Origin of the sequence: Nonomuraea sp. NPDC050733 (assembly GCF_040654215.1) — a bacterium.
Classification (GTDB): Bacteria; Actinomycetota; Actinomycetes; order Streptosporangiales; family Streptosporangiaceae; genus Nonomuraea.
Genome location: NZ_JBFAHO010000036.1, coordinates 54,814 through 78,903 on the forward strand (window position 1 = coordinate 54,814; position 24,090 = coordinate 78,903).

Here is a 24,090-nt window from a genome sequence, read left to right on the forward strand (position 1 = left end):
AGCATGGCGTTACCATGGCTTGGGGTTCGCCTTACCGCCCCTTCCCCCCGATCATGGAGCGCCGCATGGAGCGAACGGTTCTGGCCGCCGTCACCGAACGTCCCGACGCCGACTCGGCGCTCGCCGAGCAGATCCGCCGCGTGTGCGCGGCGATGGACGAGCTTGGGCTCCAGGTGCGCTGGACGCACCGGCCCGGCGACGCCCTGGCGGTGGTCGGGTCCGACGCGTCACTGACGGCGGTGCTGGCGGCGTGGGACGCGCCGGGGGCCGAGGAGCTGCTGGGCGCGGTGGGCCGCCGGTTCCGCGGCCTGCCCGTCTTCCTGATGACCCAGCAGCAGGAGCTCCCGCTGTGGGTGTACGAGGTCATCCAGGGCTACGTCTTCCCGCTGGAGGACACCCCGCAGTTCATCGCCGGGCGCATCGCCCACGCCGCCGACCAGTACGCCGAGAAGATCCTCCCGCCGTTCTTCGGCGCCCTGCGCCGCCTCCAGGACCACCACCGCTACTCCTGGCACACCCCGGCGCACGCCGGCGGCGTGGCCTTCCTCAAGTCCCCGGTCGGGCGGGCGTTCTTCGACTTCTACGGCGAGCGGCTGCTGCGCACCGACCTGTCCATCTCCGTCACCGAGCTGGGATCGCCCCTCGACCACACCGGCCCCATCGGCGAGGCCGAGCGCAACGCCGCCCGCATCTTCGGCGCCGACCGCACCTTCTTCGTCGTCAACGGCAACTCCACGGCCAACCGCATCGTCGGTCACCACGCGATCGCCCGCGACGACACCGTCCTGGTGGACCGCAACTGCCACAAGTCGGTCCAGCACGCGCTGGCGATCAGCGGCGCCCGGCCGGTCTATCTCGTGCCCGAGCGCAACGGGCTCGGCCTGGCGGGCCCGATCCCGCCCGCCGCGCTGGAGGCGGGCGCGGTCCGCGAGCGGCTGGCCGCCCACCCCCTCGCCGCCGCCGAGCCGTCGTACGCGGTGATCACGAACTCCACCTACGACGGGGTGTGCTACGACGCGGTGCGGGTCGGCGAGCTGCTCGGCGCCAGCGTGCCGCGGCTGCACTTCGACGAGGCGTGGTTCGCCTACGCCCGGTTCAACCCCCTCTACGCCGGCCGGTACGGCATGGCGATCGACGAGCGCACCCTGCCGGGCCCGGACCGCCCCACCGTGTTCGCCACCCAGTCGACGCACAAGCTGCTGGCGGCGCTGTCGCAGGCGGCGATGCTGCACGTCCGCCCCGCCGAGCGGGCGCCGGTCCACTACGACGCGTTCAACGAGACCTACCTCATGCACGCCTCCACGTCCCCGCTCTACCCGATGATCGCCTCGCTGGACGTCGCGGCGGCGATGATGGACGGCCCGTCGGGGCCGTTCCTCACCGGGGAGGCGATCGTCGAGGCGGTCCGGTTCCGGCAGGCGATGGAACGACTGGCCGCCCGCATCCGCGAGGACGAGCTGCGGCCCGACTGGTTCTTCGGCGTCTGGCAGCCCCCGGCGGTCACCGACCCGAGCACCGGCCGGACCGTCTCCTTCGCCGACGCCGACCCGGCGCTGCTGTGCTCGGAGCCCCGGTGCTGGACCCTGGAGGCGGGCGCCGCATGGCACGGGTTCGACGGGATGTCGGAGGGCTACTGCCTGCTCGACCCGGTCAAGGTCACGATCACCTGCCCGGGCGCCGACGCCGCCACGGGCACGCTCGAATGGGGCATCCCGGCCCGCGTCGTGGCCGCCTACCTGGAGCGGCGCGGCATCGTGGTGGAGAAGACGGGCGACCACACCTTGCTGGTGCTGTTCTCCATGGGGATCACCAAGGGCAAGTGGGGCACGCTGATCGACGCGCTCACCGACTTCAAGCACGCCTACGACAACGACCTGCCGCTGGCGGAGGTGCTGCCCGGCTTCGGGCCGTCCGCGATCTCGCTGCAGAAGTTCTGCACCCTGGTCCACGAGAGGCTGCGTGACTCCGGGGTCGGGAAGCTGCTCGACCAGGTCTTCACCACCCTGCCCGAGCCGGTCACGACTCCGGCCGACTGCTACCAGGCGATGATCCGGGCCCGCACCGAGCGCGTCCCGCTGACCGGCCTGCCGGACCGGGTCGCCGCGGCCACGGTGGTGGTCACCCCGCCCGGGATTCCCATGCTGATGCCCGGCGAGGCGACCGGCCCGGCCGACGGCCCGCTGATGACGTACCTGCGGGCTCTGGAGGACTTCGACCGGGCCTTCCCGGAGCTGGCCACCGACATCCACGGCGCCCACCGCGACGGCGAGGGGCGCTACTGGGTGGAGGTCGTCAAGGACTGAACCGGGCCCAGCCGCGGTAGGGGCCCCGGCGGGCCCGGTGATCCCAGTGGGAGGCGCGGTCGTGGGCCCGAGCACGCCCGGATCGCCGACGGTGCCGTGCAGCACGCGGTCCACGGCCCGTTGCAGGCCGCGGGGATGGTCCGGCCTCGGTCGCCCCTTCCCGGCCTGGGCCGGGCAGCTCGAAAAGGGGAAGCCGGCACCGACAGGGCATGGACCACGGCTGACATCAGCCGCTGGTCACGGCGCGGCTCCTGCGGATCTGGTACCCGACGACGAGCCGCAGCCCGAGGTAGCCCACTCCCCAGAGGATCATGACCCAGCGGCCGGCGACGAAGGCCGCCGGGATGGACAGCGCGAACATGACCGTGGTCGCCCCCGACCAGGCCCGGATGCCCATGGTCACGGCGGGAGGGGCCTCAGGGCTCAGGAGGCCGGCGCGCACGACATGGCGGACCACGAGGAACATGGCGCCCCCCAGGAAGGCCATGGCCGCCGAGTAGACGATGACGCCGGCTCCGTTCGGTACGTCGCCGAGGGTCTTGCTCGCCCACGGGATCAGTACGTATCCGAGCAACGTCAGCAGGTTGAGGGTGATGAGGGCCGGATCGCTGTGGCTGACGTGGGTGAAGAACATGTGGTGCGCGGTCCAGGCGACGGCGATCACGGAGAAGGAGATCAGGAACGCGATGTACTGGGAGCTGTGCTCGGCCAGCGCCGTCCACAGGTGCGCGGGGTCGTGGGCCTCGGGGACGGGCAGTTCGAGGGCCAGCAGTGTCAGCATGATCGCGATCACTGCGTCAGAGAAGAAGATCATGCGTTCGAGCCCATGGGTCTTGTCGGCCATGACGCCTCCTGAGGATCGTGGGGGGTGGGTGTGGGGGCACGTTGATCCGGAGATCGGGTGGCCGGTGGGTCTCCGTTACGGCGCCGGCCGCGGGGAGTGCGCGGGCGCGTCCGCGTCGTCCGGGCCCGGGATCGCGGCGTGGACGGCCAGCAGCCGGTCGACCAGCGCGTCGGCGTACTCAGGGGTGAGCCCGCCGGCCCCGAACAGGATGCGGATGTACATCGGGGCCAGGATGTGGTCCAGGATCTCCAGACCGCCCGGCGGGTGCTCGCCCCGGTCGCGGGCGCGATCCAGCATCTCCTGGAGCTGGCGTCCGCGTTCGGTCAGGAACGCCTCCCGTGCCCGTACGCCGGCCTCCCCCGAGGAGGAAAGGGCGATGACCAGGCGCAGCACCGCCGGCCCGTCGGGGCCCGTGATGTCGCGGGCGACGCCGGCGGCGTAGGCGCGCAGGTCCCGCTCCAGGCTGCCGGTGTCGGGGATGGGGGAGGAGGTGGTGAGCCAGGTGATCGCCACATCCGTGAGCAGGGCTTCGAGGGTGCCCCAGCGGCGGTAGATGCTGGTGTCGGCCACGCCGGCGCGGCCGGCGACGTCGCCGACCGTGAAGTGGCCGTATCCGCGCTCGGCGATCAGATCGGTGACCGCCTGGTGCACTGCGGCGCGAACGCGGGCACTGCGTCCGCCGGGCCGGCGGGTTCGCTGCTGTTCCACCATGCCCGCCATCTTAACGCAGCCGCTACTTGCGTTTGTGTCAGGAGTGGTGGGTCACTCGCCGGCGGGGCCGGTCGGCGTCGCGGGCAGGCGGGCCGGACGGCCGCGTACCCACGCGAGGATCGACGGCCCGCCCGCGAAGCACCACAGCGCCAGCACCGGGTCGCAGATGGCGCAGCCGAAGGAGGAATGCTCGGCGAAGGGCAGGATGGGGCTGCCCTTGAGGTGGTGGACGACGTCCCAGGCGGTGTGGAGCAGCCAGCCGGCGCCGATCCAGGCCCAGCTCGTGAGACCCCGGTAGGCGACGTACGTCATGACGACCGGCAGGACGAACTCCCCGTACCCGAGCCCGCCTCCGCTGAGGTAGGCGGCGCCCGCACCGGCGACCACCACGGCGTTGAGCCGGCGTCGATGCGGCTCGGGGATCAGCGACAGGAGGGACACGCAGATCAGGCCGATGACGATCGGCATGAGGATGGACATGGAGGTGAAGATCCGTTCTGGTCGGGGCGGGCCCGCCCGCGCGGGCTTGATCTCGCGGCGCAAGGCTAGAACGGCGGTCCGTGGCACTCCATGGGGTGAAGGGACAGTTTCCGACGGGTTCTCGCCTACCGTGTCCGCATGCACACGGTGGCGGTCCTGGCTCTGGACCATGTGGTGGCGGCCGACATGGCGACGCCGATCGAGGTGTTCGGGCGTGCCCGGCTGGCGGACGGGCGCCGGCCGTACCGCGTCATGGTCTGCGCCGCGACGCCGCAGGTGGCCGGCGACGCCTTCACGCTCATCGCCCCGTACGGCCTGCAGGCGCTGCGGGAGGCGGACACCATCGTCGTGCCGGGATGCTCCGAGCAGGCCGGTCCACCCGTCGCGGAAGTGCTCGACGCCCTGCGCGCGGCCACGGTCGCCGGCACCCGCGTCGCCTCCATCTGCGCGGGCGCCTTCACCCTCGCCGCGGCCGGCCTGCTGGACGGACTCGGCGCGACCACGCACTGGGCGGCGGCGCGCCGGCTGGCCGAGATGTTCCCGCTGGTGGAAGTGCGGCCGGACGTCCTGTACGTCGACAACGGCCAGATCCTGACCTCGGCCGGGGCCGCCGCCGGCCTGGACCTGTGCCTGCACATGATCCGGCGCGACTTCGGCTCGGCGGTCGCCGCGGACTCGGCCCGGCTGTCGGTGACGCCCCTGGAAAGGGAGGGCGGGCAGGCGCAGTTCATCCCGCATGCCCGGCCTCCCGTCCCTCAGGGGTCGCTGCTGGAGCCGTTGCTGGCGTGGATCGAGGACAACCTCGCCCACGAGGTGACGTTGACGGAGATGGCCATGCGCAGCGGGATGAGCCCGAGGACCTTCAGCCGCCGCTTCCGTGAGCAGACCGGCACCACCCCGCTGCAATGGCTGCTGCGAGCACGCGTACGACGTGCGCAGTCGCTGCTGGAGACCACCGGCCACAGCGTCGAACGCATCGCCGCGCAGGCCGGTTTCGGGTCGGCCACCGCGTTCCGGGAGCGGTTCAAACGCGTCGTCGGCGTCACGCCGCAGTCCTACCGCTCCTCCTTCCGGACGAACGTCCGGACGAACTGACAGCCGGTTCGGAGCAGCCGTTATTCGACGGCGCCGGAACGGGTGAGGAGGTTCTCGTACCAGGCGTCGTAGGGGTGGTTGGTCGCCGCGTAGCTGGCCAGGGGCGTCGTCGCCAGGTCCGCCGCGTCGAAGTCCCAGCCGCGCACGAGCCTCCCCGACTGCCGGGCCGCGGTGATGAAGGCGGACTCCCTCGCCGGGGCGGCGTAGAACAGGGCGCCCTGCTGGAGCTCCGCGCTGTCGCCCTTCTGGAACTCGTCGAAGGCCGTCTGCGGGTAGCGGATGCGGTCACCGGTGAACCGGTCGGTGTCCACACGGAGCGTCTGCGCCGGGGTCGGGCCGTCCGCCCCGGTCCACACGTGGACGCTCGACGTGCCGCGGGCCGAGGTGGTCTTGTCGAAGCGCGCGTCGGAGGTCTTCGCGTTCCCGGTCCACGACACCGTCGAGGTGCCGGTGTTCAGGGTGCCGTTCCACTCCCAGTTCTGGGTGTTGCTCTGGCTCCGGTGGATCTCGCGCAGCTGCGTGCCGGTGGGGCTGGTGAACGCGACGGTCGGCAGGACGCCGTTGTCGTACTGGTGGCTGGCCGACCAGGTGATCTCGCCGTCCGCGCCGAGCCGCCCGACGCGGTACCACAGCGTGGTCGCGCTCTGGGACTGGTGGACCTCGACCAGGTCGCCGTTGTCGTTCAGCGCGACGGCGGGCGTCTTGCCGTTGTCGTAGCGCCCATGGCGCAGCCAGGTCACCCGGCCGTCGTCGTACCTGCCGGTCCAGTACCAGAGCACGCCCGCCCCGGAGTCGTGCACCTCGACGACCTGCCCCTTCGCGTTGATCGCGATCGCCGGGTCGCGGCCGATGTCGCGCTTGTACTCCGCGCGGCTCTTCCCGTTGCCGGAGAGCAGCGTCAGGACGCGGCCGCGCAGAGCGTCCACCGACGGCGGGCTCGCCGGGTAGTCCGCGGCCGTCAGCAGCCGCGGCCCGAAGACGGAGACGAGCTCCTGGTTGAGCGCGGCCAGGTTGCCGGCGGCGAACGACGGATTGTCGGTCAGGTCGTCCTTGAGGTCGAGCATGACGACGAGCGGGGCGGCGGCCGGGTGCTGCGCGGACCACGTGTTGATCACGTCCAGCCAGTCGCGCAACAGGTTGGAAGCCGGGTTGCCGGAGTGGTCGACCTGGTCACCGGGCGAGCCGTGGCCGATGGCGTAGTCGCGCGCGGTCGCGTACCCGTTGTCGTGGACGTCGAGCTCGATGAAGCGCACGCCGTGGTCGAGCTGGTAGGTGATGGACTTCTTGGCACCGGCGACGTCGCCGGAGTAGCTGTTGTGCGTGGCGCGGAAGATCGCCGATGGTAACGGCACGTCCGCGTCGGCCTGAGCGGTTCCGCCGATCGTCAGCGCGGACGCGGCCATGGCGAGTACGGACAGCAGGGCCCTTGAACGGGTCATCCTCGGTCCTCACGTTGGGGGATGTCGGGCGAGGCGGTGCTGGGCGAGCATCCGGAGCTCGTTGGGGAACGGCTCCAGAACGTAGATCATGTTCCGGAGGCATCGCGGATTTGTCCAGCGTTTTCCGGCCCCTTCGTGAAGTCACCTAAGATCAGGATCTCGCCCGGCCGGCCCAGCCGTAGGTCCTGCGATCCGAGGGAAGATGAACGCTGTCACGTACGTCGAACCGCCCGAGCCCCATCCCGAGGTTCCGCTGGTCGGCGGGGACGTCACCGAAGGGGTTGTGCGTGCCGGTGACACGGTGCGGCGCCCGGTCGGGCCCAACGCCCCGCTCGTCCACGCGCTGCTGCGTCACCTGGAGGAGGTCGGGTTCGCGGGCGCCCCGCGGTTCCTCGGCATCGACGCGGCCGGGCGCGAGGTTCTGACCTTCGTGCCCGGTGAGGTCGCCGGGCGGCCCAGGCCGGCGTGGATCGCCGACGAGGAGCGGCTGGCCTCCGTCGGGCGCCTCGTGCGCGACTACGACGAGGCCGTCGCGGAGTTCGTCGTCCCCGAAGGGGTGCGGCCGGGTTACGGGGTCTCGGAGCCGCCGGGCATGCCGCCCAAGCCGCCCTACCCGGCCGAGGTGGTCGGCCACATGGACTACACGCCGGACAACATCGTGTTCCGGGACGGCAGGGCGGCCGCGCTGATCGACTTCGACATGGCCAAGCCGGTCGCGAGGGTGGAGGAGGCGCTGAACGCGATGCAGTACTGGGCGCCGCTGGGCGACCCCGCCGACGCCGACCCGCCGCTGCGGGAGGTGGACGTGCCGCGCCGCTGCCGGATCATCGCCGACGCCTACGGCATGTCGGACGTCGACCGCTCCCGCCTCGTCGAGGTGGCCGTGCTGCGAGCGCGGCGGGCGTGGTTCTCGATGAAGCAGATCGCCGAGGAGCGGGGCGGCGGCTGGGCGAGGATGTGGGACGAGGGCGTCGGCGACAAGATCAAACGGCGCGAGGCGTGGCTGGAGCGCAACGCCGCGGCCATCGACGCGGCGCTGCACGCCCCGTAACTGCCCGGCCGCCGAAGATCGGAGGAACGGCCGGTCATGGACGGATGATGGCCTGCTCCAGCAGGCCGTGAAGGGCGCGTTGCTGATCAGGGGTGAGGCCGGCCAGCGGAGAGTCCTGAGTGAGGAGGTCGAGGAGCCGTTCGCGGAGGGCAGTGCCCTCGGCGGTGAGGACGAGTTGCCGGGCGCGGCGGTCGGTGGGGTGCGGGCGGCGCTCGATGAGACCCTGTTTCTCGAGCTTGTCGACGACGAAGGTGGCGTTGGACGGCTCGCAGCTCATGCGTTCGGCGAGCTCCCGCATGGTCATCGGCCCGGTCATCTCCCGCACCGCGGTGGCCTGGGCCGCGGTGAGACCCACGGTGACGGCGCGCTCGCGTACGTGGTCGGCGATCTGCTGGGCCAGTCCGTTCACCAGACCGCACAGCTCCCGCTCGGCGATGGCCTGCGGATCCGGAGACGTCGTCATGCGTCCCATCCTAGCAACTCCATCAAGCCAGCACATTTCAAGCCAGCATATTTCAAGCTTGAATATTTCTGGCTAGACGTTTACGGTGGCGTAGTCGCCGCCGAGGGATGCGGCGACGACCTGACAGCGAAGGAACGGGATCATGACGAACTCCACTGTTCACCTGGACGAGCGGCTGCGCCGGCCGTCGGGGATCCGCTCGGTGCGACTGGGTGACACGAGGGTGTCCTACGTACCGGACGGGGACGTGCGGCTCCCGCCGCGCGGCTGGCTCCCGGACACCACCGATGAGATCTGGACCGCCCACCCGGACTATCTGGACGACTCCGGCCACCTCGTGGCGAGCATCGGCGGTCTGCTGGTGGAGAGCGGAGACCGCGCACTGCTGATCGACGCCGGGTTCGGGCCGCAGTCCCTGCCGCCGGACCCGGGCACCCCGCGCGGCGTGATCAACGGGGGCGCGCTCCTGGACAATCTGGCCAGACTCGGCCGCGGTCCGGAGCAGATCGAGGTGGTGGCCTTCACCCACCTGCACCTCGATCACCTCGGCTGGGCCTGGCATCCCGCCCCGGGCGACGACCAGGTCGCCTTCGCCCATGCCGCCTATCTCGTGGCCGAGCCGGAATGGGCCCGGCACGACCTGCTGGAGGCGCATGGCACGCCCAAGGAGGTCATCGCGGCGCTGGCGCCGCAGGTCCGCACGGTCGCGGACGGGCAGGAGATCTTCCCCGGCGTCCGGGTCCGGATCACCGCCGGGCACACGCACGGACATGCCGAGTACGTCATCACCTCGGGCGGACAGCGGCTGATCGCCTTCGGCGACGCCCTGCACTCACCGATCCAGATCGACCACCCCGAATGGTCCGCGGCCGTCGACCACGACCCCGTCCTGTCCGCCGACCACCGCCGCCGTCTCGTCGCCGAGCTGGAGGAGCCCGGCACGATCGGCTTCGGCGTCCACTTCGCCGACGTGGTGTTCGGACGGGTCCGGCGGGACGGCGACGGCCCCGCCTGGCGCCCGCTCGACGCCTGACCCACCGGGAACGAACGGTGACAACGATGATCGTGCGCGGGCTTCCCGCGCAGGCGCGCACCAGGTACTGGCCGGGCATCGTCGCGGCCGCGCTGACGACGACGGTCACGGTGATGCCCGGCTTCACCGTCGGCGCCCTCGCCCCGGCGATCGAGCAGGACCTGCGCGTCTCCCGTACCGCCGTCGGGCTCATGATCAGTGCCTTCTACGCCGCCACGGCACTGGGCTCGCCCATCGCCAAGCGGGCGGCGGCACGCCTGCCCGCACCCGTGGTGCTCGCCGTCGCGGCGGTGGCCGCCTGTGCCGTGCTGCTCGTCGTCTCCCAGGCGGACGACCTGGGCACGATGACGGCGGCCCTGGTGGCCGGCGGGCTGAGCAACGGGCTCGTCCAGCCCGCAGCCGGCAGGCTGATCGCCGCACGCGTCCCCGCTCGCCGGCGCTCGCTGGCCGCCGGCACGGTCGGCGCGGCGCTGGGAGCGGCCACCCTCGTGCCCGGCCTGCTGGTCGCCCTGGTCCTGCCGGTCCACGGATGGCGCACGGCCATGGTGGCCGCCGGGCTGATCGCTCTCCTCCCGGTCGTGCTCACCCCGCTGACCCGCCTCCCGCCCGGCCCCTCCCCAGCACGGGCGGGGCGGGGCGCCCCCGCCCGGGGGACCGGCGGCGTGCTGGCGCTGTGGGCCCTGGCCGCCGCCCTGTCGGCCACCGGGAACAACGCGGTGGCCACGTACTTCGTCCAGCTCGGCACCCACTCCGGGCTGCCCGCCACCGTCACGGGCAACCTGCTGTCGCTCAGCGCCCTGCTCGCCATCGCCGTCCGGCTCACCGCGGGCGCCCTCACCGATCGCGCCCCTCACCGCAACCCGGCGGTGATCACCGCGATGATGCTCACCGGGGCCCTCGGGCTCATGCTCGTCGCGATCGGCACGCCGGCGACGTTCGTCCTGGGCGCCGCGCTGGCCTTCTCCGCCGGATGGGGCTGGACCGGACTCCTGCTCGCCACCACGTTGCGGCTGGTCGCCCACCAGGCGGAGAACGCCGGGCACACCGTCCAGATCGGCGTCTACACCGGCGCCACCGTCGCCCCCTACACCTTCGCCGCGCTGTCCGACGCCTTCGGCTACGCCGGCTCGGCCCTCATCGCCGCCACCGCCGCCCTGGCCGCGGCCGCGGCCATGACCGGCGGAACGCTGCTGTCCCGGCGCCTCGACGAAAGCTAGACGCTCTCTTCCCGTAGCGTGTCCGGCGTCCATCCGGCGGTGCCCGCCACGATGCGTACGGCCGCGCGGGCCAGCGGCTCCAGCCCCGCCACGTCCACCTTGTCCAGGGTGTCGGCGGAGTCGAACAGGTACATCGGCGCCGACAGGAAGTGCACCAGCGGCACGCCCTCGGGATGGAAGAACGCGCCGTCGGTCGGCGGCATCGGCGAGAACGCGTCCGGCGGCAGCACGAAGGACCGGCGCAGCCCCTCCGCCTCCAGTGTCGTGGCGACCAGGCTCTCCAGGCGGGGCGCCCGGGTCGTGAACCACCACCTGACCTCGGGGTCAGGAGTCGGCCGCAGCCTGCCGTCCACGCTCTCGCACCGCAGCGCGGCATGCTCCAGATGCACCTGGAGCACCACGTCGGCGAGCAGGGGGCGGTGCCGTTCGACGAAGGCCCTGGTGCCCGCCGCATGGGCCATGTGCCCGGAGGTGAACAGGAACATCAGGTTGTGCGGCCGCTCCGCGGCGGGCACGCGCGCCCAGTGGCGCGCGGCGGCCAGCACCAGCGCGACGCCGGAGGCGTCCTCGACGGCCGACGCCCACGGGCCGTCGTGGTGGGAGGCGACGATCACCCAGTGCGGCGAGGCGCCCGGCAGCGTTGCGACCACGTTGTGCGTGGTGGCCGGCTCGCGGACCGCCTCGGCGACCAGCTCGCCCTGGCAGGGCAGCCGGGCCAGGAGCCGCCGGGCGTCGGCGCCGGACAGCCACAGGCCCGGGATCGGCCGCTCGACGGCGTCGTAGGGGACGTAGTAGTCGCGCGTCTCCCACGGCACGCCCGTCAGCGCGCCCACGAACCCGGCGGCGCCCGCCTCCAGGGCGGGCTCCACGACGTTCATCATCCGCGGCCCGAACGGGATCGTCTGGACCAGCGTGTCGAAGACCCCTTCCGGATCGTAGGCCGACGTGGCCAGGGTCCTGACGAACGACTGCGGCACCTCGGCGAAGGCCAGCTCGTCCACCGCGATGTCGCCGGGCCGCGCGTCGCCGAGCGGGGCGACCCTGGCGCGCAGCCCGCCGGACGGCGCGGTGAACGGCAGCGGCATGCCCGCGAACTCCGTGCCGTCCTCCAGCCGCAGGACCCCGGCGCCCGGCTGCCAGCGGGTCAGCTCCACCGGCTCCAGCGAGACGTCGAGCCCGAACTCCGTCAGCCGCTCCGCCAGCCACCCTTCCGTCCACACGTCCGCCGGATAGCCGGGACGGCGGATGCCGCGCGACACGACGGTCTCGATCCAGCCGAGCATCTCCGCGGCCGAAGGCACGTGTTCCATGGCCGTGATCCAACCATTGACAAGGGCCGCGTGTGAAGCGAGAGTTCCGGTCATCCGTACAAATTTTGAGGGAGGCCGTATGAGGCTCCTTGCGGCAGTCGTCTTACTCGTCCTGGGAGCCGTCGCGGCACCGGCCCGGGCGGCGGACACCATCGAGGCGCACTACCGGACGACGGGCCCCTGGGCGGTCGCCACCGCCGACGTGCCGGGCTACCGCCTCACCTACCCGGCCGACCTCGGCGCGGGCGGCATCAAGCATCCGATCATCACCTGGGGCAACGGCACCAACGCCGTGCCCGCGCAGTACTCCGGTGTGCTCGACCAGCTCGCCTCCTGGGGCTTCGCCGTGGTCGCGTCCACCGACACCACCACGGGCACCGGCTCCGAGATGATCGCCGCCGCGCAGTACCTGGTCGACAGGAACTCCGACGCCTCCAGCGTCTTCCACGGCAAGCTCGACGTGACCAAGGTGGGCGCGGTCGGCCACTCCCAGGGCGCCGGCGGCTCGGTCAACACCGCCACCAAGACCACCGGCCTCATCGACACCGTCGTCCCCATCGCCCTGCCCGCGCCGATCTGGGTGAGCCCGGGAGACGCGTTCTCCGTCAGCAAGCTGGCCTGCCCGGTGCTGTTCCTCAGCGGGGCCGCCGACACCCTCATCTCTCCCGGCTCCGCGATCCAGACGTACTACGGCCAGGTGCCAGGCGCCGCGGCGAAGGCCCTGCTCAAGGGTGCCGGCCACAACACGATCCAGGGCACGGGCGGCGGTTTCCTCGGCTACCTCACGGCCTGGCTCATGTACCAGCTCCAGGGCGACACCTACGCGCGGGGCGCCTTCGCGGGCTCCACCCCGGAGCTCAACACGAACGCGAACTGGCAGAACCAGGCGGAGAAGAACCTGTCCTAGCGGTTCGTCCCCCGGCGTCGCAGCGCGAAGGCGGCGCCCGGGTTCTCGGTCAGCGCGGCCGTGGCCACGTCGCCGAGACCCGCCGCCTTCAGCCGCGGGACGAACCTGTCCAGGAGGTACGTCAGCCCGGGACCGCCGCCCAGGCTCGGCCAGATGGACCTGCGCGCCAGATCCATCCCGAACAGCAGCCGATGCCCCAGACCGCGCCCGGCGAGCTCGGACACGAGCGTGACGATCTCGCTGTCCGGGCCGTACTTGATCCGGCCGGGCCGGTCGAAGGCCAGGTAGGCCCGCCGGTCCGCCAATGATGTGAGATATCCGGCGTCGGGGTTGTGGTCGATGTGGCCGAGCACCACCCAGTCCGCCGGGACGCCCTCGGCCGCCAGGGCGTCGAGCAGCTCGTGGCCCATCGTGCCCTTGTCGCAGTGGGCGACGATCGGGGCGCCCGTGGCCAGCGCGGCGGCGGCCACCGCCCCGACCAGGCGCCCGACCCCCCGGCCGAACGCGTGGTAGCCCGTGGCGATCTTGATGGCGCCGGCCCGCGCGGACGAGCGCCGCACCAGCGGCCCGACGAGCCCGTACTCGTCCATGCCGGCCTCGATCTCCGACACCAGCAGCTCGGTGATCTCGTCGGTCGCGTAGCGGTGCAGCCAGTGGTCGTCGCCGTAGTAGCGGCTCTTGTGGAAGCCCGTCACCGCCACCACGTGCAGGCCGGTCCGCTCGGCCAGCGCCTTCATCAGCGACGGGCTGCGGCCGAACCCCAGCGGAGTCATCTCCACCACCGCGGACAGGCCGAGGCGCTGGGCCGCGGACACCTCCGTGACCGCCGCGTCGAGGGAGTCCAGCCGGTAGTCCGGCTCCTCGCGCAACGGCCAGCCGCCGGTCATGAACAGGTGCTCGTGCGCGTAGGTGACACCCAGCGCCTCGACATCCCCCAGCACGGTGCGAACCGTCACAACAGCGCCCCTTCCTCGCGCAGCCGCTCACGCAGCGCGTCCACGTCCACCGCCGCGGGTTCCACTCCCGCCCGTACGGCCAGCGCCGCCGCCGTCCCCGCCGCCTGGCCCATCGCCATGCACTGGCCCATGGACCGGGCGGAGGCGTGGGCGTCGTGCGTGGCGGACAGGCACCGTCCCGCCACGACCATCCCGCTCACCTCCACGGGAAGCAGGCACCGGTACGGGATGCCGTAGGTGCGGAAGTCGCGGACGTACTCCCAGCGGGTGCCGGACCCGGAGTCGTGGTCCTCGATCGGCGCGCCGCACCGGGCGATCGTGTCGGGGAAGTCCCGCCCGGCCAGCACGTCGTCGGCGGTCAGGACGTACCGCCCGACCAGCCGCCGGGACTCCCGCACCCCGATCCGCGCCGACGTGCTCAGCAGCACGGCCGAGCCGTACCCGGGCACCTTCTCGCGCAGGAAGCGGACGTACTCGCCGACCTGCCGCCGCCCCTCCCGCTCGGCCCGCGACAGCTCGAACGGGTCGGTCGGGTCGAGGCCGCTCACCCGGGTGAGGTTGGTGTGCACGATCCCGTCGTGCACGGTCCTGTGCACCGACCCCTCACGCCGGGGCAGGTCCGCCTCGGCCATCAGCGCGTGCAGCTCCGCCGTACTGGTGGCGGACGGGTCCACCCCGCCGAGCCGGAACGTGGTCGTCATCGGCTGCAGCCGCATGCCGGGGCGTTCGAGGGCCGCGCCGGCCCGCCAGGCCACCTCGGCGTCCCCGGTGGCGTCCACCACGACCCGGGCCCTGACCAGGAACCGGCCGGCCACGGTCTGCACGACGACCCCGGTGCCCGGCGCGACGTCGCAGACCCGGGCGTGCAGCAGCACGTCGGCGTCCGAGGTGAGCGAGTCCCAGACGACCTTGAGCTCCTCGGGCTCGTAGGTGACCCCGGTTCCCGCGCCGTAGGTGTTGGGCCGCTCGAAGGCCGCCCCGGCCGCGAACAGCCGCTCGCACACCTCCCAGCCGATGCCGCCGACGACCCGCGGCGCCTCGGGACCGGGGGAGTAGAACCCGTAGAAGGTGTCGAGGACCGCGGCCCCCGTACCCCCGAGGAAGCCCGCCGACTCCACCAGCAGGCACGACGCGCCGGCGCGCACGGCCGCCACCGCGGCGGCGCAGCCCGCGCTGCCCCCGCCCGCCACCACGACGTCGCCCTCCCACAGCACGTTCATCGCAGGTGCCACCCTCCGTCGACGGGGATGACCGCGCCCGTGGTCCGCCCGGACGACGGCGAGAGCAGCCAGAGCACGGCCTGCGCGACCTCCTCGGGCCGGCACAGCCGGGCGCCGAGCGGCATCAGCGCGGGCAGCCTCGCCTGGATGGCCTCGGAGCTCTGGGCGCGGCGGCTCATCGGGGTGGCCACCAGCCCGGCGGAGACCAGGTTGACCCGCACCCCCTGCGGTGCCGCCTCGCGCGCCGCGGTCCTGATCAGCGGGATCAGCGCCCCCTTGGCCGAGGCGTAGGCCACGGTGCGGAAGTCGTCGTCGATCGACGTGCCCAGCGCCGAGCCGATCACCACGATCGACCCGCCCCGCGGCATCGCCGGGATCGCCGCGCGCAGCAGCCGGAAGACCGACTCGTGGTTGACCCGGTGCACCTCGCTCCACGCGGCGTCGGTGCAGTCGGCCACGCCGCCGTCGCCGAGCGCCCGGCCGGACATGCCGACGGCGTGCACGACGCCGGAGACCGCCCCGTGCGCGGCCGTCGCCTGGGCGAGCGCCTTCTCCGCCCCGCCGGGCCGGGTGATGTCGATCCCGCCGGACAGGTCCACGCCGAAGGCGGGCACGCCGGACGCCTCGACCGCCTCGACGCAGGCGCGGCCGATGCCGCCCTCCGAGCCGGCCACCAGAACCGCGCTCATGGCTTCCCGGGCGCGTCGGCCGGCTTCCTGAGCACGTCGGCGGCGCGGCGGGCGTGCTCCAGGTAGGCGGCCTCGAACAGCTCCTCGGAGCGCGGGCCGCCGACGAGCTTGGCGCTGGAGATCACCGGCGGCGTCCAGCCGCCCGCGACGAGCAGCTCCGCCGTACGCACCTTGATCTCGTTGACCACGGACACCGCGGCCAGCGTGCTGCCGGGACCGACCGGCTCGGCGAGCCCGTCCACGGAGCACAGCGCGTCACCCACCGGGGTGCACAGGTCGATCACCACGTGGGCGTGGTCGGCGAGCCGCGTCCCGCTGGGGTGGCCGGGCTCGACGGCCGTGGTCTCCCGCATGGACGTCACGGCCACCACGGACAGCCCCGCCTTGCGCAGGCCCATCGCCATCTCGATCGGCACCGCGTTGAGCCCGCTGACGCTGAAGATGATCGCCGCGTCCGTCGGCCGGAGCTCGAAGTTGGCCAGGATGGCGTCGGCCAGCCCCTCGACCCGCTCGACGAACATCGCCTGCCGCATCCCGTTCGACCCGGCGACCTGCGTGTAGAACGTCGTCGACAGGTCCACGATGGGATGGAAGCCGGGATACGAGCCGTAGCGGGGGAACATCTCCTCCACGCCGATCCGCGAGTGCCCGGTGCCGAACGTGTGCACCACGCCGCCCCCGCCGATCGCGGAGTACGCGATGCGCGCCGCCGCCGCGAGGGCCTCCTCCTGTGTTCGCTCGATCTCGCCGAGCAGCTCCATCGCCCGCCGTATCCACTTCATCCAGATCTCCCTCCATAGAGCGCGGCGCCGATCGCCCCTGCCCTCGGGCCGAGGACGGCGGGCAGCACCGCGATGTCACCGATGAGCGGGCGTCTGCGCCCGAGCTCTTCCCGCAGCGCGGTACGCATGAGATCGAGCGCACCGGCCACGCCGCCGCCCACGACCACGGCGCGCGCCCCGAACAGCGACGCGGCGTCGCCCAGCGCGACGCCGAGCGCCCAGCCGGCCCGGGCGAGCACGCTCACGGCCCGCTCGTCACCGGCTCGGGCGGCCGCGGCGACGGCCGCGGCCGGGCCCGAGCCGAAGGCCCGCACGATCCCGGGCCCGCCGGCGAACGTCTCCACGCAGCCCCTGTTGCCGCAGCAGCACGGCGGCCCCCATGGATCGACCGTGACGTGCCCGACCTCGCCGACGTTGTCGCGGGGACCGACGAGGATCTCGCCGCGCAGCGCCACCGCGCCGCCCACCCCGGTGCCGAGTACGGCGAACAGCACGTCGGACAACCCCCTGGCCGCCCCCAGCCGCAGCTCCGCCAGGGCGAACGCCCGCGCGTCGTTGACCACGGCCACCGGCACCCCGGTCAGGGCGCGCAGCCGGGGACCGGCCGGGTAGCCGGCCCAGTCTCCCGGCGCGTTCGGCACGAACAGCGCGGTGCCCGTGTCCCTGTCCACGTGGCCGGGCAGCCCGATCCCGATGCTCCGGACATGCGGGGCGGCCATCGCCGTCACGAGCGCCATCGTCTCGTCCGGGCCCGGCGGCGTGGTCACGGTGCCGGAGTCGGCCACCGCGTCACCGTCGAGCAGCACCCATTTGGTGTCCGTCCCGCCGACGTCGACGCCGAGCCGCGTCATGGGCCTGCCGTCAGGACGCGCGAGGCGAACCGGGCGCCGTCCCGTGCCCCCGCGTGCTCGCGGAACGGCTCGACGCCGAGCAGCCGCAGGTAGGCCAGCAGCGGCTGGGAGTGGCTGTGCAGGTTGGCGACGGGATACGCCTGCATGGCGATGCCGAGGTCGGCGAGGTCCCAGGTGCGGCCGGGGCGGTCCGTCTCGGGCGCCAGGTAGGCGTCGGGCCCGGACAGGGTGCCCTCCCAGACGTCCGGGTAGGCGGCCGCGTGCGCCGCCAGGGACATCCGCCGCCACCACTGCCAGCCCAGCTCGGGAACGTGGTCGGCGGCGGCCCAGATCAGCGTCATGTTGATCGCGTACCAGATCGTGCCGACGCCGCCGGGGCCGTAGTGCTCCCGGACGGGCCAGCGCAGCCGGGCGCCCAGCGGCGAGCCGGCGGCGGCCGTGGCCTCGATCCGGTGCAGCAGCTCCGCCGCGCGGCCGGGCGGTGCGGCGCCGCACAGGATGGCCCACGGCTGCACCTCCAGCCACATGTCGCGGTCGCCGACGACGGCGCCGGGCCCGTAGGCGCGCCGGAACCAGCGGCCATTCCACTCCCCGGCCACCAGCCCGCGAAGCTCCTCGCCGATCTTGCGCGCCTCGATCCCGGTCGCGAGATCGCCGAGCCGCTCGGCCACCACCGCGTACCGCGGCAGCACCCAGGCGGCCATGGCCGAGTTCAGGACGGACTCGCCCCGCGCGATCATCAGCTCGCGATCGACCCCGCTCTCGGTGATGGCCATGTCGTTCCAGTCGGCGTTCAGCATCCGCACGTGGCCGTGGTCACCCCGCCCGACCACGTCGGCGAAGAACCGGAACTGCCGGCGCAGGTGCTCGCCGAGCGGCACCGGCTCGGCCCGGTGGACCGGGTGGTACGGCACGGGCTCGCGCAGCGCCGCCTCGTCGCCGGTGGCGGACAGGAACTCGGCCGCCAGCCACAGGGCCCACAGGTTCTGGTCCGACGGCCGGAACAGGCCGGTCCACGGCTGCTTGTCCGGTCCGAGCGCGTAGGGCAGGTCACCGTCGGGGCCGCCCCAGGCGCAGGTGTTGCGCAGCACGGACAGGGCCAGGTCCGGCTCGGTGTAGACCAGCGGCAGCGCGTGCTGGAGCGGGTCGCGGGCGGCGCCGTTGAACCCGTGCCGGAAGGAGTAGCACGACCCCTGGTCCAGGGTGTGCCCGCCGAGCACGCCGTCCGCGCAGGCCGCGCCGGTCAGCAGCGCCGCGTGCCACGGAATCTCCCGCTCGGCCTCGGGCGCGCGCGGGGCGGACGCCCGGGGCAGCCGGTCGCGCAGCGCGGCCAGGCTGCGGTCGAAGGAGTGCTCAGCGTCGTCGAGCAGGCCGTACCTGAGCTTGACCAGCCGCTCACCATGGGGGCCGAGCACGAGGGGGACGGCCACCCGGCCGGAGCGGGTCCGGCACGGCTCCGCCCCGCCCAGGACCTCCAGCTCCAGCCCGGCATCCCCGCCCGGCCCCGGGCCGGGCTCCACGCCGGTGATGAGCCTGATCTCGGCGGGTCTCGCCGTCCACTCCTCGCTCAGCGTCAGCCGGGCCGGCTCGCCGAGCAGGTTGCGCACGCGCAGCCGGATCAGCACCCACGGCGCCTCGCCCTCGGGGCAGAGCACGGTGCGTTCCAGCGACAGCCGGTCGTCCGCCACCCGGACGATCACGAACGTCGGCCCGAAGATCCGCTCGGATCCCGAGATGTCCGTCGAGAGCCCGCCCACCCGGGTGACGCCCGTGTCGCGCGTGAGCCATCTCAGGCCCGTGTGCTCGTCGAACAGGCCGCTCAGGCCGTAGTTGTCGGCCACCAGCGTGATCCGCCGGTTACCCAGGTGGACGGCGTGCCGCCGGGTGGGCGGGTCCAGGACGGGGTCCCACTCGGCGCGCGGATCCCGTTCCTGGTCCATCGTGTAGGAGAAGGCGGGCAGGCCGTGCGCGGTGGTCCAGGTGCCGAACGCGCTCATTTCTGCACTCCTCCGAGCGTCAGCCCGGCCACGTAGTAGCGCTGCAGCACGAACATCAGCACCAGCGGCGGCAGGGCCGTGACCAGGGCGGCGGTGCTGACCAGGCCGATGCTGAAGTCGTACTCCGTCTGCAGCTGCGACAGGCCGACGGGCAGCGGCCACAGGCCGGGGTCGTTGGCCACGACGAGAGGCCAGAGCAGGTTGTCCCACTGCGCGAGGAACTGCAGCAGGAAGAGCGTGAGCAGCGCCGGACGCAGCAGCGGCACCCCGACGCGCAGGAAGATGCGCAGCTCGCCCGCGCCGTCCACGCGCGCCGACAGCAGCAGCTCGCGCGGCAGGGAGAGGGCGAACTGGCGGACGAGGAACACCCCGAACGCGCTCATCATGAACGGGACGATCATCCCCTGGTAGGAGTCGATCCAGCCGAGCTGCTTGACGACGAGGTACATCGGCACGAGCACCACGATCGGCGACAGCGACAGCGTGCCCACGACGACCGCGAACAGCACCCGCCTGCCGGGGAACGCGAGCTGAGCCAGGGCGTACCCGGCCGCCCCGGAGAAGACCACCTCCAGGACGGCGACGCCGAGGGAGAGGATCACGCTGTTGCGCAGGTAGAGCGGGAAGCCGCCCTGCCCGAACAGCTGCGAGAGGTGCGCGCCGAGCTGGGAGGCGTCGAAGGCGAGCCCGCCCAGATCGGTCGCGTCCGAGGCCGACGAGAGGACGACCATCGCGTAGACCGGCAGCAGCATGACCAGCACCACCAGCGACAGCACCGTGCCGCGCAGCGCCCTCATCCGTCATCGCCTCCCCTGAGCACCCGGAACTGCACGAGCGAGAGCGCGAGCATGGCAACCAGCAGCACCATGGCGATCGCCGAGGCGTACCCCATGCGCTCGAACCCGAAGCCGGTCGCCCACAGGTAGAGCGGCAGCACCTCGGTGGCGCCCGCCGGCCCGCCCTTGGTCAGCAGGAAGGCGGGCACGAACGACTGCATCGCCCCGACGACCGCGATGACCAGCACGAACAGCAGCGTGCGGCGCAGCAGGGGGAGGGTGATGCGGGCGAAGACCCGGATCGGGCCGGCGCCGTCGAGCGCCGCCGCCTCGAACACCCCGCCCGGCAGCCCCTGCAGCCCCGCGGTCAGGATGATCACGAACAGCCCGAGGTGCTTCCAGGTCGTCATGACGACCAGGGCCCAGAGGGCGAGACCCTCGTCGGTCAGCCACGGCTTCGGCTCGACGCCCACGAGGCCGATCAGTGTGTTGGCCAGACCGTGCTCCGCGAAGATCGCCGACCACACCATCGAGGTGGCCACGAGCGGCATCGCCGCCGGGATCATGACCAGCGCGCGGAGCACGCCGTTCAGCCGGCCCGGCTTGCTCAGCGGGACGGCGATCGCGAGCCCGAGCACGACCGACGGGACCACGGACGCGACCGTGAACACCACGGTGACCCGCGCCGAGTTCCAGAAGCCGGGGTCGTCGAGCAGCCTGCGGTAGTTGTCCAGGCCGGTCCACTCGGGCAGGCCGGCCAGGTCGTAGCCGGTGAAGCTGAGGTAGACGGCGCCGGCGAACGGCACGACCCAGAAGAGGAGGAAGTAGACGGCCGCGGGCAGCGCCAGCAGGCTCCCGGCGCGCGCCTCGGCCCACCGCTGTCCCCGGCCGGACGCCCTGGGGGCGGGCCTGGCCAGTCGTGCGGTCAGGGTCACAGCGCTCTCCTCATCGCCTGGTCGAAGTCCGCAGCCGCCCGCTCGGGCGTCTTCCTGCCGAAGGTCACCGCGTCGGCGGCGTCGGTCAGCGACTTGGCCATCTCCTGCCAGACCGGCGTCTGCGGGCCGAAGTCGGCGTGCGGGGCGGCGGCCGCCATGATCTCCAGCGCCTTGGTGTCCGCGCTGGGCAGCTTCTCCCAGCCTTTGACGGGGGTGAGCAGGCTCGCGTCCATGAGCTGTCTGGCCGCGACGTCCGGGCGCTGGAGGTAGTCGATGAAGTGCCAGGCGGTGTACTGCAGCTTCGAGTGCTCGGCCACCGCCCAGCCCCAGGTGTAGGCGGGGGCGACGGGCCGGCCGCCGGCCCAGTGCGGCAGCGGGGCGATGTCGAAGGACCTGCCGAACTCGAGCTTCTTGTTCAGCGCGGGGAACAGGTCCATCGCGAACAGCCCGGAGACCACCATGGCCGCCTCACCGGTGGCGAACAGCCCGAACCCCGACAGCGGGTTCGACAGCTTCGCGTTGCCCAGGCCGCCGTAGTAGCGCAGCGCCTCGACCCCGGCGTCCGTGGCCAGCGTGGGGGTGCCGGCATCGGCGCTGAGCAGCCCGCCGCCCTTGCCCGCCACCAGGGCGAGCAGCTGCATCACCGTCCACTGCGGGTTGCCCAGGATCCACTGCAGGCCCACCTTCCTGCCGTCGGCCGAGGTGAGCCTCTTGCTGTACTCGGCGACCTCCTCCCACGTCGTGGGCGGCTTGTCCGGGTCGAGCCCGGCTTCGGCGAACCTGTCCCTGCGGTAGTAGAGGCAGCAGATCGTGTAGTCGATCGGGACGCCGTAGAGCTTGCCCTCGTAGGACAGCGAGTCGACGGCGTGCTGGTCGTACTTCGCGACCAGTGCCTTCTCGTCGGGCACCCCCATGGCCTTGGGGATGATCGGGGCGAGCCGTCCCTTGCGGGCGTGGCCGGCGACCGTCCAGCCGCCGATCTTGAACAGGTCCGGGGGAGCGTCTCCCGCGAAGGCGGTCAGGAGCTTGGCGTCGAGCTTGTCCACCGGCACGTAGAGCGGGGTGATGTCGACGCCGCCGAACTCCTGGACGTAGCGGTGCAGCAGGGACGTGAACACCGGGTCGTACGCCTTGGTCTGGTGCAGCCAGGCGGAGATCTTCCCCCGCGGGACGCCGTTGGCCGGCACCGTCACCTCCGGATCGGAGCCGCAGGCGGAGAGGAGTCCGGCCGCCGTGGTCAGTGCGGCGGCTCCGAGCAGGCGGCGCCGGGTCATCATGGTCATGCTGGGCCTCCGGAAGGCAGCGCTTCGCCACCGGTGCGGCGGCGCCGCACCGGGATCCGGCGAGGGGGGGTTACTGGCCCATCAGGGCGTTCTTGGCGTCGTTGAGCTCCACGGAGAACACGGCGAGGTCGCCGCGCGCGTGGCGGATGGTGTATTCGAGCGGGACCGCGCTGTCGGTGCCGGTGCTGCGGGCGGTGACCAGCAGGGCCGCGGCCATCGGCACGCGCAGCAGCTCGGCGAGCCGGTAGTCGGCGTTGACCGCGCCGATCGTCTCCCGGCCGTTCGCGGGGGTCAGGCCGTACTTCATGCGGAGCAGGTCGTACAGCGAGCCGGTCAGGTCCTCCTCCAGGATGCCGGGCACCAGGTCGGCCGGCAGGTGGGCGCTCTCCACCATGCACGGCGTGCCCTCGATCAGCCGCAGCCGCTCGACGAAGACGACCTCCTGCGCCTCGCCCAGGCCGAGCGCGGCGGCGACGTCGGCGCCGGCCGGCTGCCGGTGCGCCCTGAGCACCCGTGTCGTCGGCCTGCGCCCGAGCCGCGCCATCGTCTCGGTGAACCCCGCCGGACGCGCGCCCAGCTCGGGGGCGACGACCATCGGCGCGGTGTAGGTGCCGCTGCCCTGCCGGGCGACCAGCAGCCCCTCCTGGACGAGGTCGCCGATCGCCCGGCGAGCCGTGGCCCTGCTCACGCCGGCGTAGACCATGAGGTCCTTCTCGGCCGGGATCAGGGTGTCGGGCTCGCAGTCGCGGATGACGGCCCGCAGACGCTCGCGCAGCTGGAAGTAGAGCGGCACAGCGGCTGACGGGTCGAGGGTCAGCCGGCGTTCCCAGTCGGTCATGTCGTCCATCCTAATTTGTACGGACGACCGTATCTTTTCTGCCGAGCCGGATGGTGTCAACAGCCCGACACCCCGGAGATGTTCACAATTTGATCATTCTGGTGAAGTACCGGAAAAAGGACGCTTATCTGCGATAGAAGGACATCCGTACCATCGCTCCTACCTGAAGGTGTACGTGAAGCACTTCCTTCGCCTCGCCGCAGCTCCCGTGCTCGCCGGGGCCCTCCTCGTCAGCGCCGCATCCGGGCCCGCCAACGCGGACACCACCCAGACCGACGCCGAACTGGCCGCCGAGTGGCAGACCGCCTGGGACACCCACGCGTTCACCGACACCACGCCGCCCGCCCCCGACTCGGGCCGCAGCCGGGCCACCAGCCAGATCTCCATCCAGATCGACCGGCCCATCCAGCAGGTGTTCACCGCCTACTCCAACATCAACAACCACATCGGCCCCAACCCGTTCCTCAAGCGGGTCGCCACCCACAAGGACTGGCGCGAGGGCACCACGCGGTACGTCAACCTCACCGCCATCGAGGAGATCCCGTACGAGGGCGCGACCGTCATCAACAAGGTGCACGCCCAGCAGCGTCTCAACACCGCGGGCTTCTCCTACGAGACCGACACGTGGTCCGAGCCCGCCGTGGCCACCCACCAGAAGATCACGTTCAGGGTGCTGGCGCCGGGCAAGACGGTGGTCACCGAGAACCTCACGTTCGACGCGGACGCCACGATGATCGACTTCGTCGCGGCCAACGGCACCGCCGCCCACCAGCAGACGCAGGCGGGCCTCAAGCAGGCCATCGAGAACGGCACCATCTGATCGAGCGGGCCGCGGCCCGTGCGTGAAGCGGTGGGGGCCGGGGGGCCCGGCCCCCCGGGCACCCCCCGCCGGGAAGAGGGGGGGCCCCAA

23 protein-coding genes are annotated in these 24,090 nt (G+C 72.6%); 7 read left to right on the forward strand and 16 right to left on the reverse strand.

The window, feature by feature from the left end:
- Positions 1-65: 65 nt before the first annotated feature.
- Entirely contained in the window at positions 66-2,303 is a 2,238-nt protein-coding gene (locus AB0H64_RS35705; RefSeq protein WP_357633646.1) for an Orn/Lys/Arg decarboxylase N-terminal domain-containing protein, read from the forward strand.
- Between the two features lie 226 nt (positions 2,304-2,529).
- Here the strand turns inward: AB0H64_RS35705 and AB0H64_RS35710 are convergent, their stop codons facing one another.
- The 3 genes from AB0H64_RS35710 to AB0H64_RS35720 form a co-directional block, all read right to left on the reverse strand.
- Positions 2,530-3,147, reverse strand: a complete 618-nt coding sequence (locus tag AB0H64_RS35710; protein WP_357633649.1) for a TMEM175 family protein — start codon at positions 3,145-3,147, stop codon at positions 2,530-2,532.
- A gap of 75 nt (positions 3,148-3,222) precedes the next feature.
- Positions 3,223-3,858 carry a TetR/AcrR family transcriptional regulator gene (locus AB0H64_RS35715; RefSeq protein ID WP_357633650.1) on the reverse strand — a complete coding sequence of 212 codons (636 nt, stop codon included), beginning with the start codon at positions 3,856-3,858 and terminating at the stop codon, positions 3,223-3,225.
- A gap of 51 nt (positions 3,859-3,909) precedes the next feature.
- Positions 3,910-4,338 (reverse strand): DUF6010 family protein, encoded by a 429-nt coding sequence (locus AB0H64_RS35720; protein ID WP_357633653.1) that lies wholly within the window; start codon positions 4,336-4,338, stop codon positions 3,910-3,912.
- A 138-nt stretch (positions 4,339-4,476) separates the two neighbouring features.
- Here AB0H64_RS35720 and AB0H64_RS35725 point away from each other — a divergent pair, with 138 nt between their 5' ends.
- Positions 4,477-5,433, forward strand: coding sequence for a helix-turn-helix domain-containing protein (locus tag AB0H64_RS35725; protein WP_357633656.1), 957 nt, complete (start codon positions 4,477-4,479; stop codon positions 5,431-5,433).
- 20 nt (positions 5,434-5,453) lie between these two features.
- Here AB0H64_RS35725 and AB0H64_RS35730 read toward each other — a convergent pair whose 3' ends face one another.
- Positions 5,454-6,872 (reverse strand): hypothetical protein, encoded by a 1,419-nt coding sequence (locus AB0H64_RS35730; protein ID WP_357633659.1) that lies wholly within the window; start codon positions 6,870-6,872, stop codon positions 5,454-5,456.
- A 202-nt stretch (positions 6,873-7,074) separates the two neighbouring features.
- Between AB0H64_RS35730 and AB0H64_RS35735 the strand changes: the two genes are divergently transcribed.
- A complete protein-coding gene (locus AB0H64_RS35735; RefSeq protein WP_357633661.1) occupies positions 7,075-7,923 on the forward strand; it encodes a phosphotransferase in 849 nt (282 codons plus the stop codon).
- 34 nt (positions 7,924-7,957) lie between these two features.
- On the opposite strand, the gene AB0H64_RS35740 is transcribed toward AB0H64_RS35735, so the two are convergent.
- A complete protein-coding gene (locus tag AB0H64_RS35740) occupies positions 7,958-8,386 on the reverse strand; it encodes a MarR family transcriptional regulator (RefSeq protein WP_357633662.1) in 429 nt (142 codons plus the stop codon).
- 142 nt (positions 8,387-8,528) lie between these two features.
- Between AB0H64_RS35740 and AB0H64_RS35745 the strand changes: the two genes are divergently transcribed.
- Together AB0H64_RS35745 and AB0H64_RS35750 are read left to right on the forward strand one after the other, a co-directional pair.
- The gene (locus AB0H64_RS35745) at positions 8,529-9,419 is read left to right on the forward strand and encodes an MBL fold metallo-hydrolase (protein WP_357633664.1); all 891 of its coding nucleotides are present in this window, start codon (positions 8,529-8,531) and stop codon (positions 9,417-9,419) included.
- Between the two features lie 26 nt (positions 9,420-9,445).
- Positions 9,446-10,636 (forward strand): MFS transporter, encoded by a 1,191-nt coding sequence (locus AB0H64_RS35750; protein WP_357633699.1) that lies wholly within the window; start codon positions 9,446-9,448, stop codon positions 10,634-10,636.
- Here AB0H64_RS35750 and AB0H64_RS35755 read toward each other — a convergent pair.
- Positions 10,633-11,946 carry a M28 family peptidase gene (locus AB0H64_RS35755; RefSeq protein WP_357633665.1) on the reverse strand — a complete coding sequence of 438 codons (1,314 nt, stop codon included), beginning with the start codon at positions 11,944-11,946 and terminating at the stop codon, positions 10,633-10,635. The two genes, AB0H64_RS35750 and AB0H64_RS35755, sit on opposite strands and share 4 nt — an antisense overlap.
- 79 nt (positions 11,947-12,025) lie before the next feature.
- Here AB0H64_RS35755 and AB0H64_RS35760 point away from each other — a divergent pair, with 79 nt between their 5' ends.
- The gene (locus tag AB0H64_RS35760; protein WP_357633668.1) at positions 12,026-12,853 is read left to right on the forward strand and encodes an alpha/beta hydrolase; all 828 of its coding nucleotides are present in this window, start codon (positions 12,026-12,028) and stop codon (positions 12,851-12,853) included.
- Here the strand turns inward: AB0H64_RS35760 and AB0H64_RS35765 are convergent.
- From AB0H64_RS35765 to AB0H64_RS35810, 10 genes are all read right to left on the reverse strand, one after another.
- Complete coding sequence (locus AB0H64_RS35765; RefSeq protein ID WP_357633671.1) at positions 12,850-13,809, reverse strand: hypothetical protein; 960 nt, start codon at positions 13,807-13,809, stop codon at positions 12,850-12,852. The two genes, AB0H64_RS35760 and AB0H64_RS35765, sit on opposite strands and share 4 nt — an antisense overlap.
- Positions 13,806-15,029 carry an FAD-dependent oxidoreductase gene (locus tag AB0H64_RS35770; RefSeq protein WP_357633672.1) on the reverse strand — a complete coding sequence of 408 codons (1,224 nt, stop codon included), beginning with the start codon at positions 15,027-15,029 and terminating at the stop codon, positions 13,806-13,808. Before AB0H64_RS35770 ends, AB0H64_RS35765 begins: the two co-directional genes overlap by 4 nt.
- Positions 15,026-15,718 carry an SDR family oxidoreductase gene (locus AB0H64_RS35775; protein ID WP_357633675.1) on the reverse strand — a complete coding sequence of 231 codons (693 nt, stop codon included), beginning with the start codon at positions 15,716-15,718 and terminating at the stop codon, positions 15,026-15,028. The genes AB0H64_RS35770 and AB0H64_RS35775 overlap by 4 nt, the downstream gene beginning before the upstream one ends.
- Positions 15,715-16,500, reverse strand: a complete 786-nt coding sequence (locus AB0H64_RS35780) for a sugar isomerase domain-containing protein (RefSeq protein WP_357633677.1) — start codon at positions 16,498-16,500, stop codon at positions 15,715-15,717. Before AB0H64_RS35780 ends, AB0H64_RS35775 begins: the two co-directional genes overlap by 4 nt.
- On the reverse strand, positions 16,497-17,351 hold the full coding sequence (locus AB0H64_RS35785) for an ROK family protein (RefSeq protein WP_357633680.1): 855 nt from the start codon (positions 17,349-17,351) through the stop codon (positions 16,497-16,499). The genes AB0H64_RS35780 and AB0H64_RS35785 overlap by 4 nt, the downstream gene beginning before the upstream one ends.
- Complete coding sequence (locus tag AB0H64_RS35790; protein WP_357633682.1) at positions 17,348-19,348, reverse strand: hypothetical protein; 2,001 nt, start codon at positions 19,346-19,348, stop codon at positions 17,348-17,350. Before AB0H64_RS35790 ends, AB0H64_RS35785 begins: the two co-directional genes overlap by 4 nt.
- On the reverse strand, positions 19,345-20,145 hold the full coding sequence (locus tag AB0H64_RS35795; RefSeq protein WP_357633685.1) for a carbohydrate ABC transporter permease: 801 nt from the start codon (positions 20,143-20,145) through the stop codon (positions 19,345-19,347). Before AB0H64_RS35795 ends, AB0H64_RS35790 begins: the two co-directional genes overlap by 4 nt.
- On the reverse strand, positions 20,142-21,059 hold the full coding sequence (locus AB0H64_RS35800; RefSeq protein ID WP_357633688.1) for a sugar ABC transporter permease: 918 nt from the start codon (positions 21,057-21,059) through the stop codon (positions 20,142-20,144). Before AB0H64_RS35800 ends, AB0H64_RS35795 begins: the two co-directional genes overlap by 4 nt.
- Positions 21,056-22,342 (reverse strand): extracellular solute-binding protein, encoded by a 1,287-nt coding sequence (locus AB0H64_RS35805; protein ID WP_357633690.1) that lies wholly within the window; start codon positions 22,340-22,342, stop codon positions 21,056-21,058. The genes AB0H64_RS35800 and AB0H64_RS35805 overlap by 4 nt, the downstream gene beginning before the upstream one ends.
- Positions 22,343-22,412: 70 nt before the next feature.
- Complete coding sequence (locus AB0H64_RS35810) at positions 22,413-23,180, reverse strand: GntR family transcriptional regulator (RefSeq protein ID WP_357633692.1); 768 nt, start codon at positions 23,178-23,180, stop codon at positions 22,413-22,415.
- 175 nt (positions 23,181-23,355) lie between these two features.
- On the opposite strand from AB0H64_RS35810, the gene AB0H64_RS35815 reads away from it, so the two are divergent.
- Positions 23,356-24,000, forward strand: coding sequence for a hypothetical protein (locus tag AB0H64_RS35815; protein WP_357633694.1), 645 nt, complete (start codon positions 23,356-23,358; stop codon positions 23,998-24,000).
- Positions 24,001-24,090 lie beyond the last annotated feature (90 nt).

What these genes read in the sequence shown, in the direction of transcription:
- AB0H64_RS35705 (WP_357633646.1), top strand. Translation starts at nt 66, where the DNA reads ATGGAGCGAACGGTTCTGGCCGCCGTCACCGAACGTCCCGACGCCGAC.
- AB0H64_RS35710 (WP_357633649.1), bottom strand. Translation starts at nt 3,147, where the DNA reads ATGGCCGACAAGACCCATGGGCTCGAACGCATGATCTTCTTCTCTGAC.
- AB0H64_RS35715 (WP_357633650.1), bottom strand. Translation starts at nt 3,858, where the DNA reads ATGGTGGAACAGCAGCGAACCCGCCGGCCCGGCGGACGCAGTGCCCGC.
- AB0H64_RS35720 (WP_357633653.1), bottom strand. Translation starts at nt 4,338, where the DNA reads ATGTCCATCCTCATGCCGATCGTCATCGGCCTGATCTGCGTGTCCCTC.
- AB0H64_RS35725 (WP_357633656.1), top strand. Translation starts at nt 4,477, where the DNA reads ATGCACACGGTGGCGGTCCTGGCTCTGGACCATGTGGTGGCGGCCGAC.
- AB0H64_RS35730 (WP_357633659.1), bottom strand. Translation starts at nt 6,872, where the DNA reads ATGACCCGTTCAAGGGCCCTGCTGTCCGTACTCGCCATGGCCGCGTCC.
- AB0H64_RS35735 (WP_357633661.1), top strand. Translation starts at nt 7,075, where the DNA reads ATGAACGCTGTCACGTACGTCGAACCGCCCGAGCCCCATCCCGAGGTT.
- AB0H64_RS35740 (WP_357633662.1), bottom strand. Translation starts at nt 8,386, where the DNA reads ATGACGACGTCTCCGGATCCGCAGGCCATCGCCGAGCGGGAGCTGTGC.
- AB0H64_RS35745 (WP_357633664.1), top strand. Translation starts at nt 8,529, where the DNA reads ATGACGAACTCCACTGTTCACCTGGACGAGCGGCTGCGCCGGCCGTCG.
- AB0H64_RS35750 (WP_357633699.1), top strand. Translation starts at nt 9,446, where the DNA reads ATGATCGTGCGCGGGCTTCCCGCGCAGGCGCGCACCAGGTACTGGCCG.
- AB0H64_RS35755 (WP_357633665.1), bottom strand. Translation starts at nt 11,946, where the DNA reads ATGGAACACGTGCCTTCGGCCGCGGAGATGCTCGGCTGGATCGAGACC.
- AB0H64_RS35760 (WP_357633668.1), top strand. Translation starts at nt 12,026, where the DNA reads ATGAGGCTCCTTGCGGCAGTCGTCTTACTCGTCCTGGGAGCCGTCGCG.
- AB0H64_RS35770 (WP_357633672.1), bottom strand. Translation starts at nt 15,029, where the DNA reads ATGAACGTGCTGTGGGAGGGCGACGTCGTGGTGGCGGGCGGGGGCAGC.
- AB0H64_RS35775 (WP_357633675.1), bottom strand. Translation starts at nt 15,718, where the DNA reads ATGAGCGCGGTTCTGGTGGCCGGCTCGGAGGGCGGCATCGGCCGCGCC.
- AB0H64_RS35780 (WP_357633677.1), bottom strand. Translation starts at nt 16,500, where the DNA reads ATGAAGTGGATACGGCGGGCGATGGAGCTGCTCGGCGAGATCGAGCGA.
- AB0H64_RS35785 (WP_357633680.1), bottom strand. Translation starts at nt 17,351, where the DNA reads ATGACGCGGCTCGGCGTCGACGTCGGCGGGACGGACACCAAATGGGTG.
- AB0H64_RS35790 (WP_357633682.1), bottom strand. Translation starts at nt 19,348, where the DNA reads ATGAGCGCGTTCGGCACCTGGACCACCGCGCACGGCCTGCCCGCCTTC.
- AB0H64_RS35795 (WP_357633685.1), bottom strand. Translation starts at nt 20,145, where the DNA reads ATGAGGGCGCTGCGCGGCACGGTGCTGTCGCTGGTGGTGCTGGTCATG.
- AB0H64_RS35805 (WP_357633690.1), bottom strand. Translation starts at nt 22,342, where the DNA reads ATGACCATGATGACCCGGCGCCGCCTGCTCGGAGCCGCCGCACTGACC.
- AB0H64_RS35810 (WP_357633692.1), bottom strand. Translation starts at nt 23,180, where the DNA reads ATGACCGACTGGGAACGCCGGCTGACCCTCGACCCGTCAGCCGCTGTG.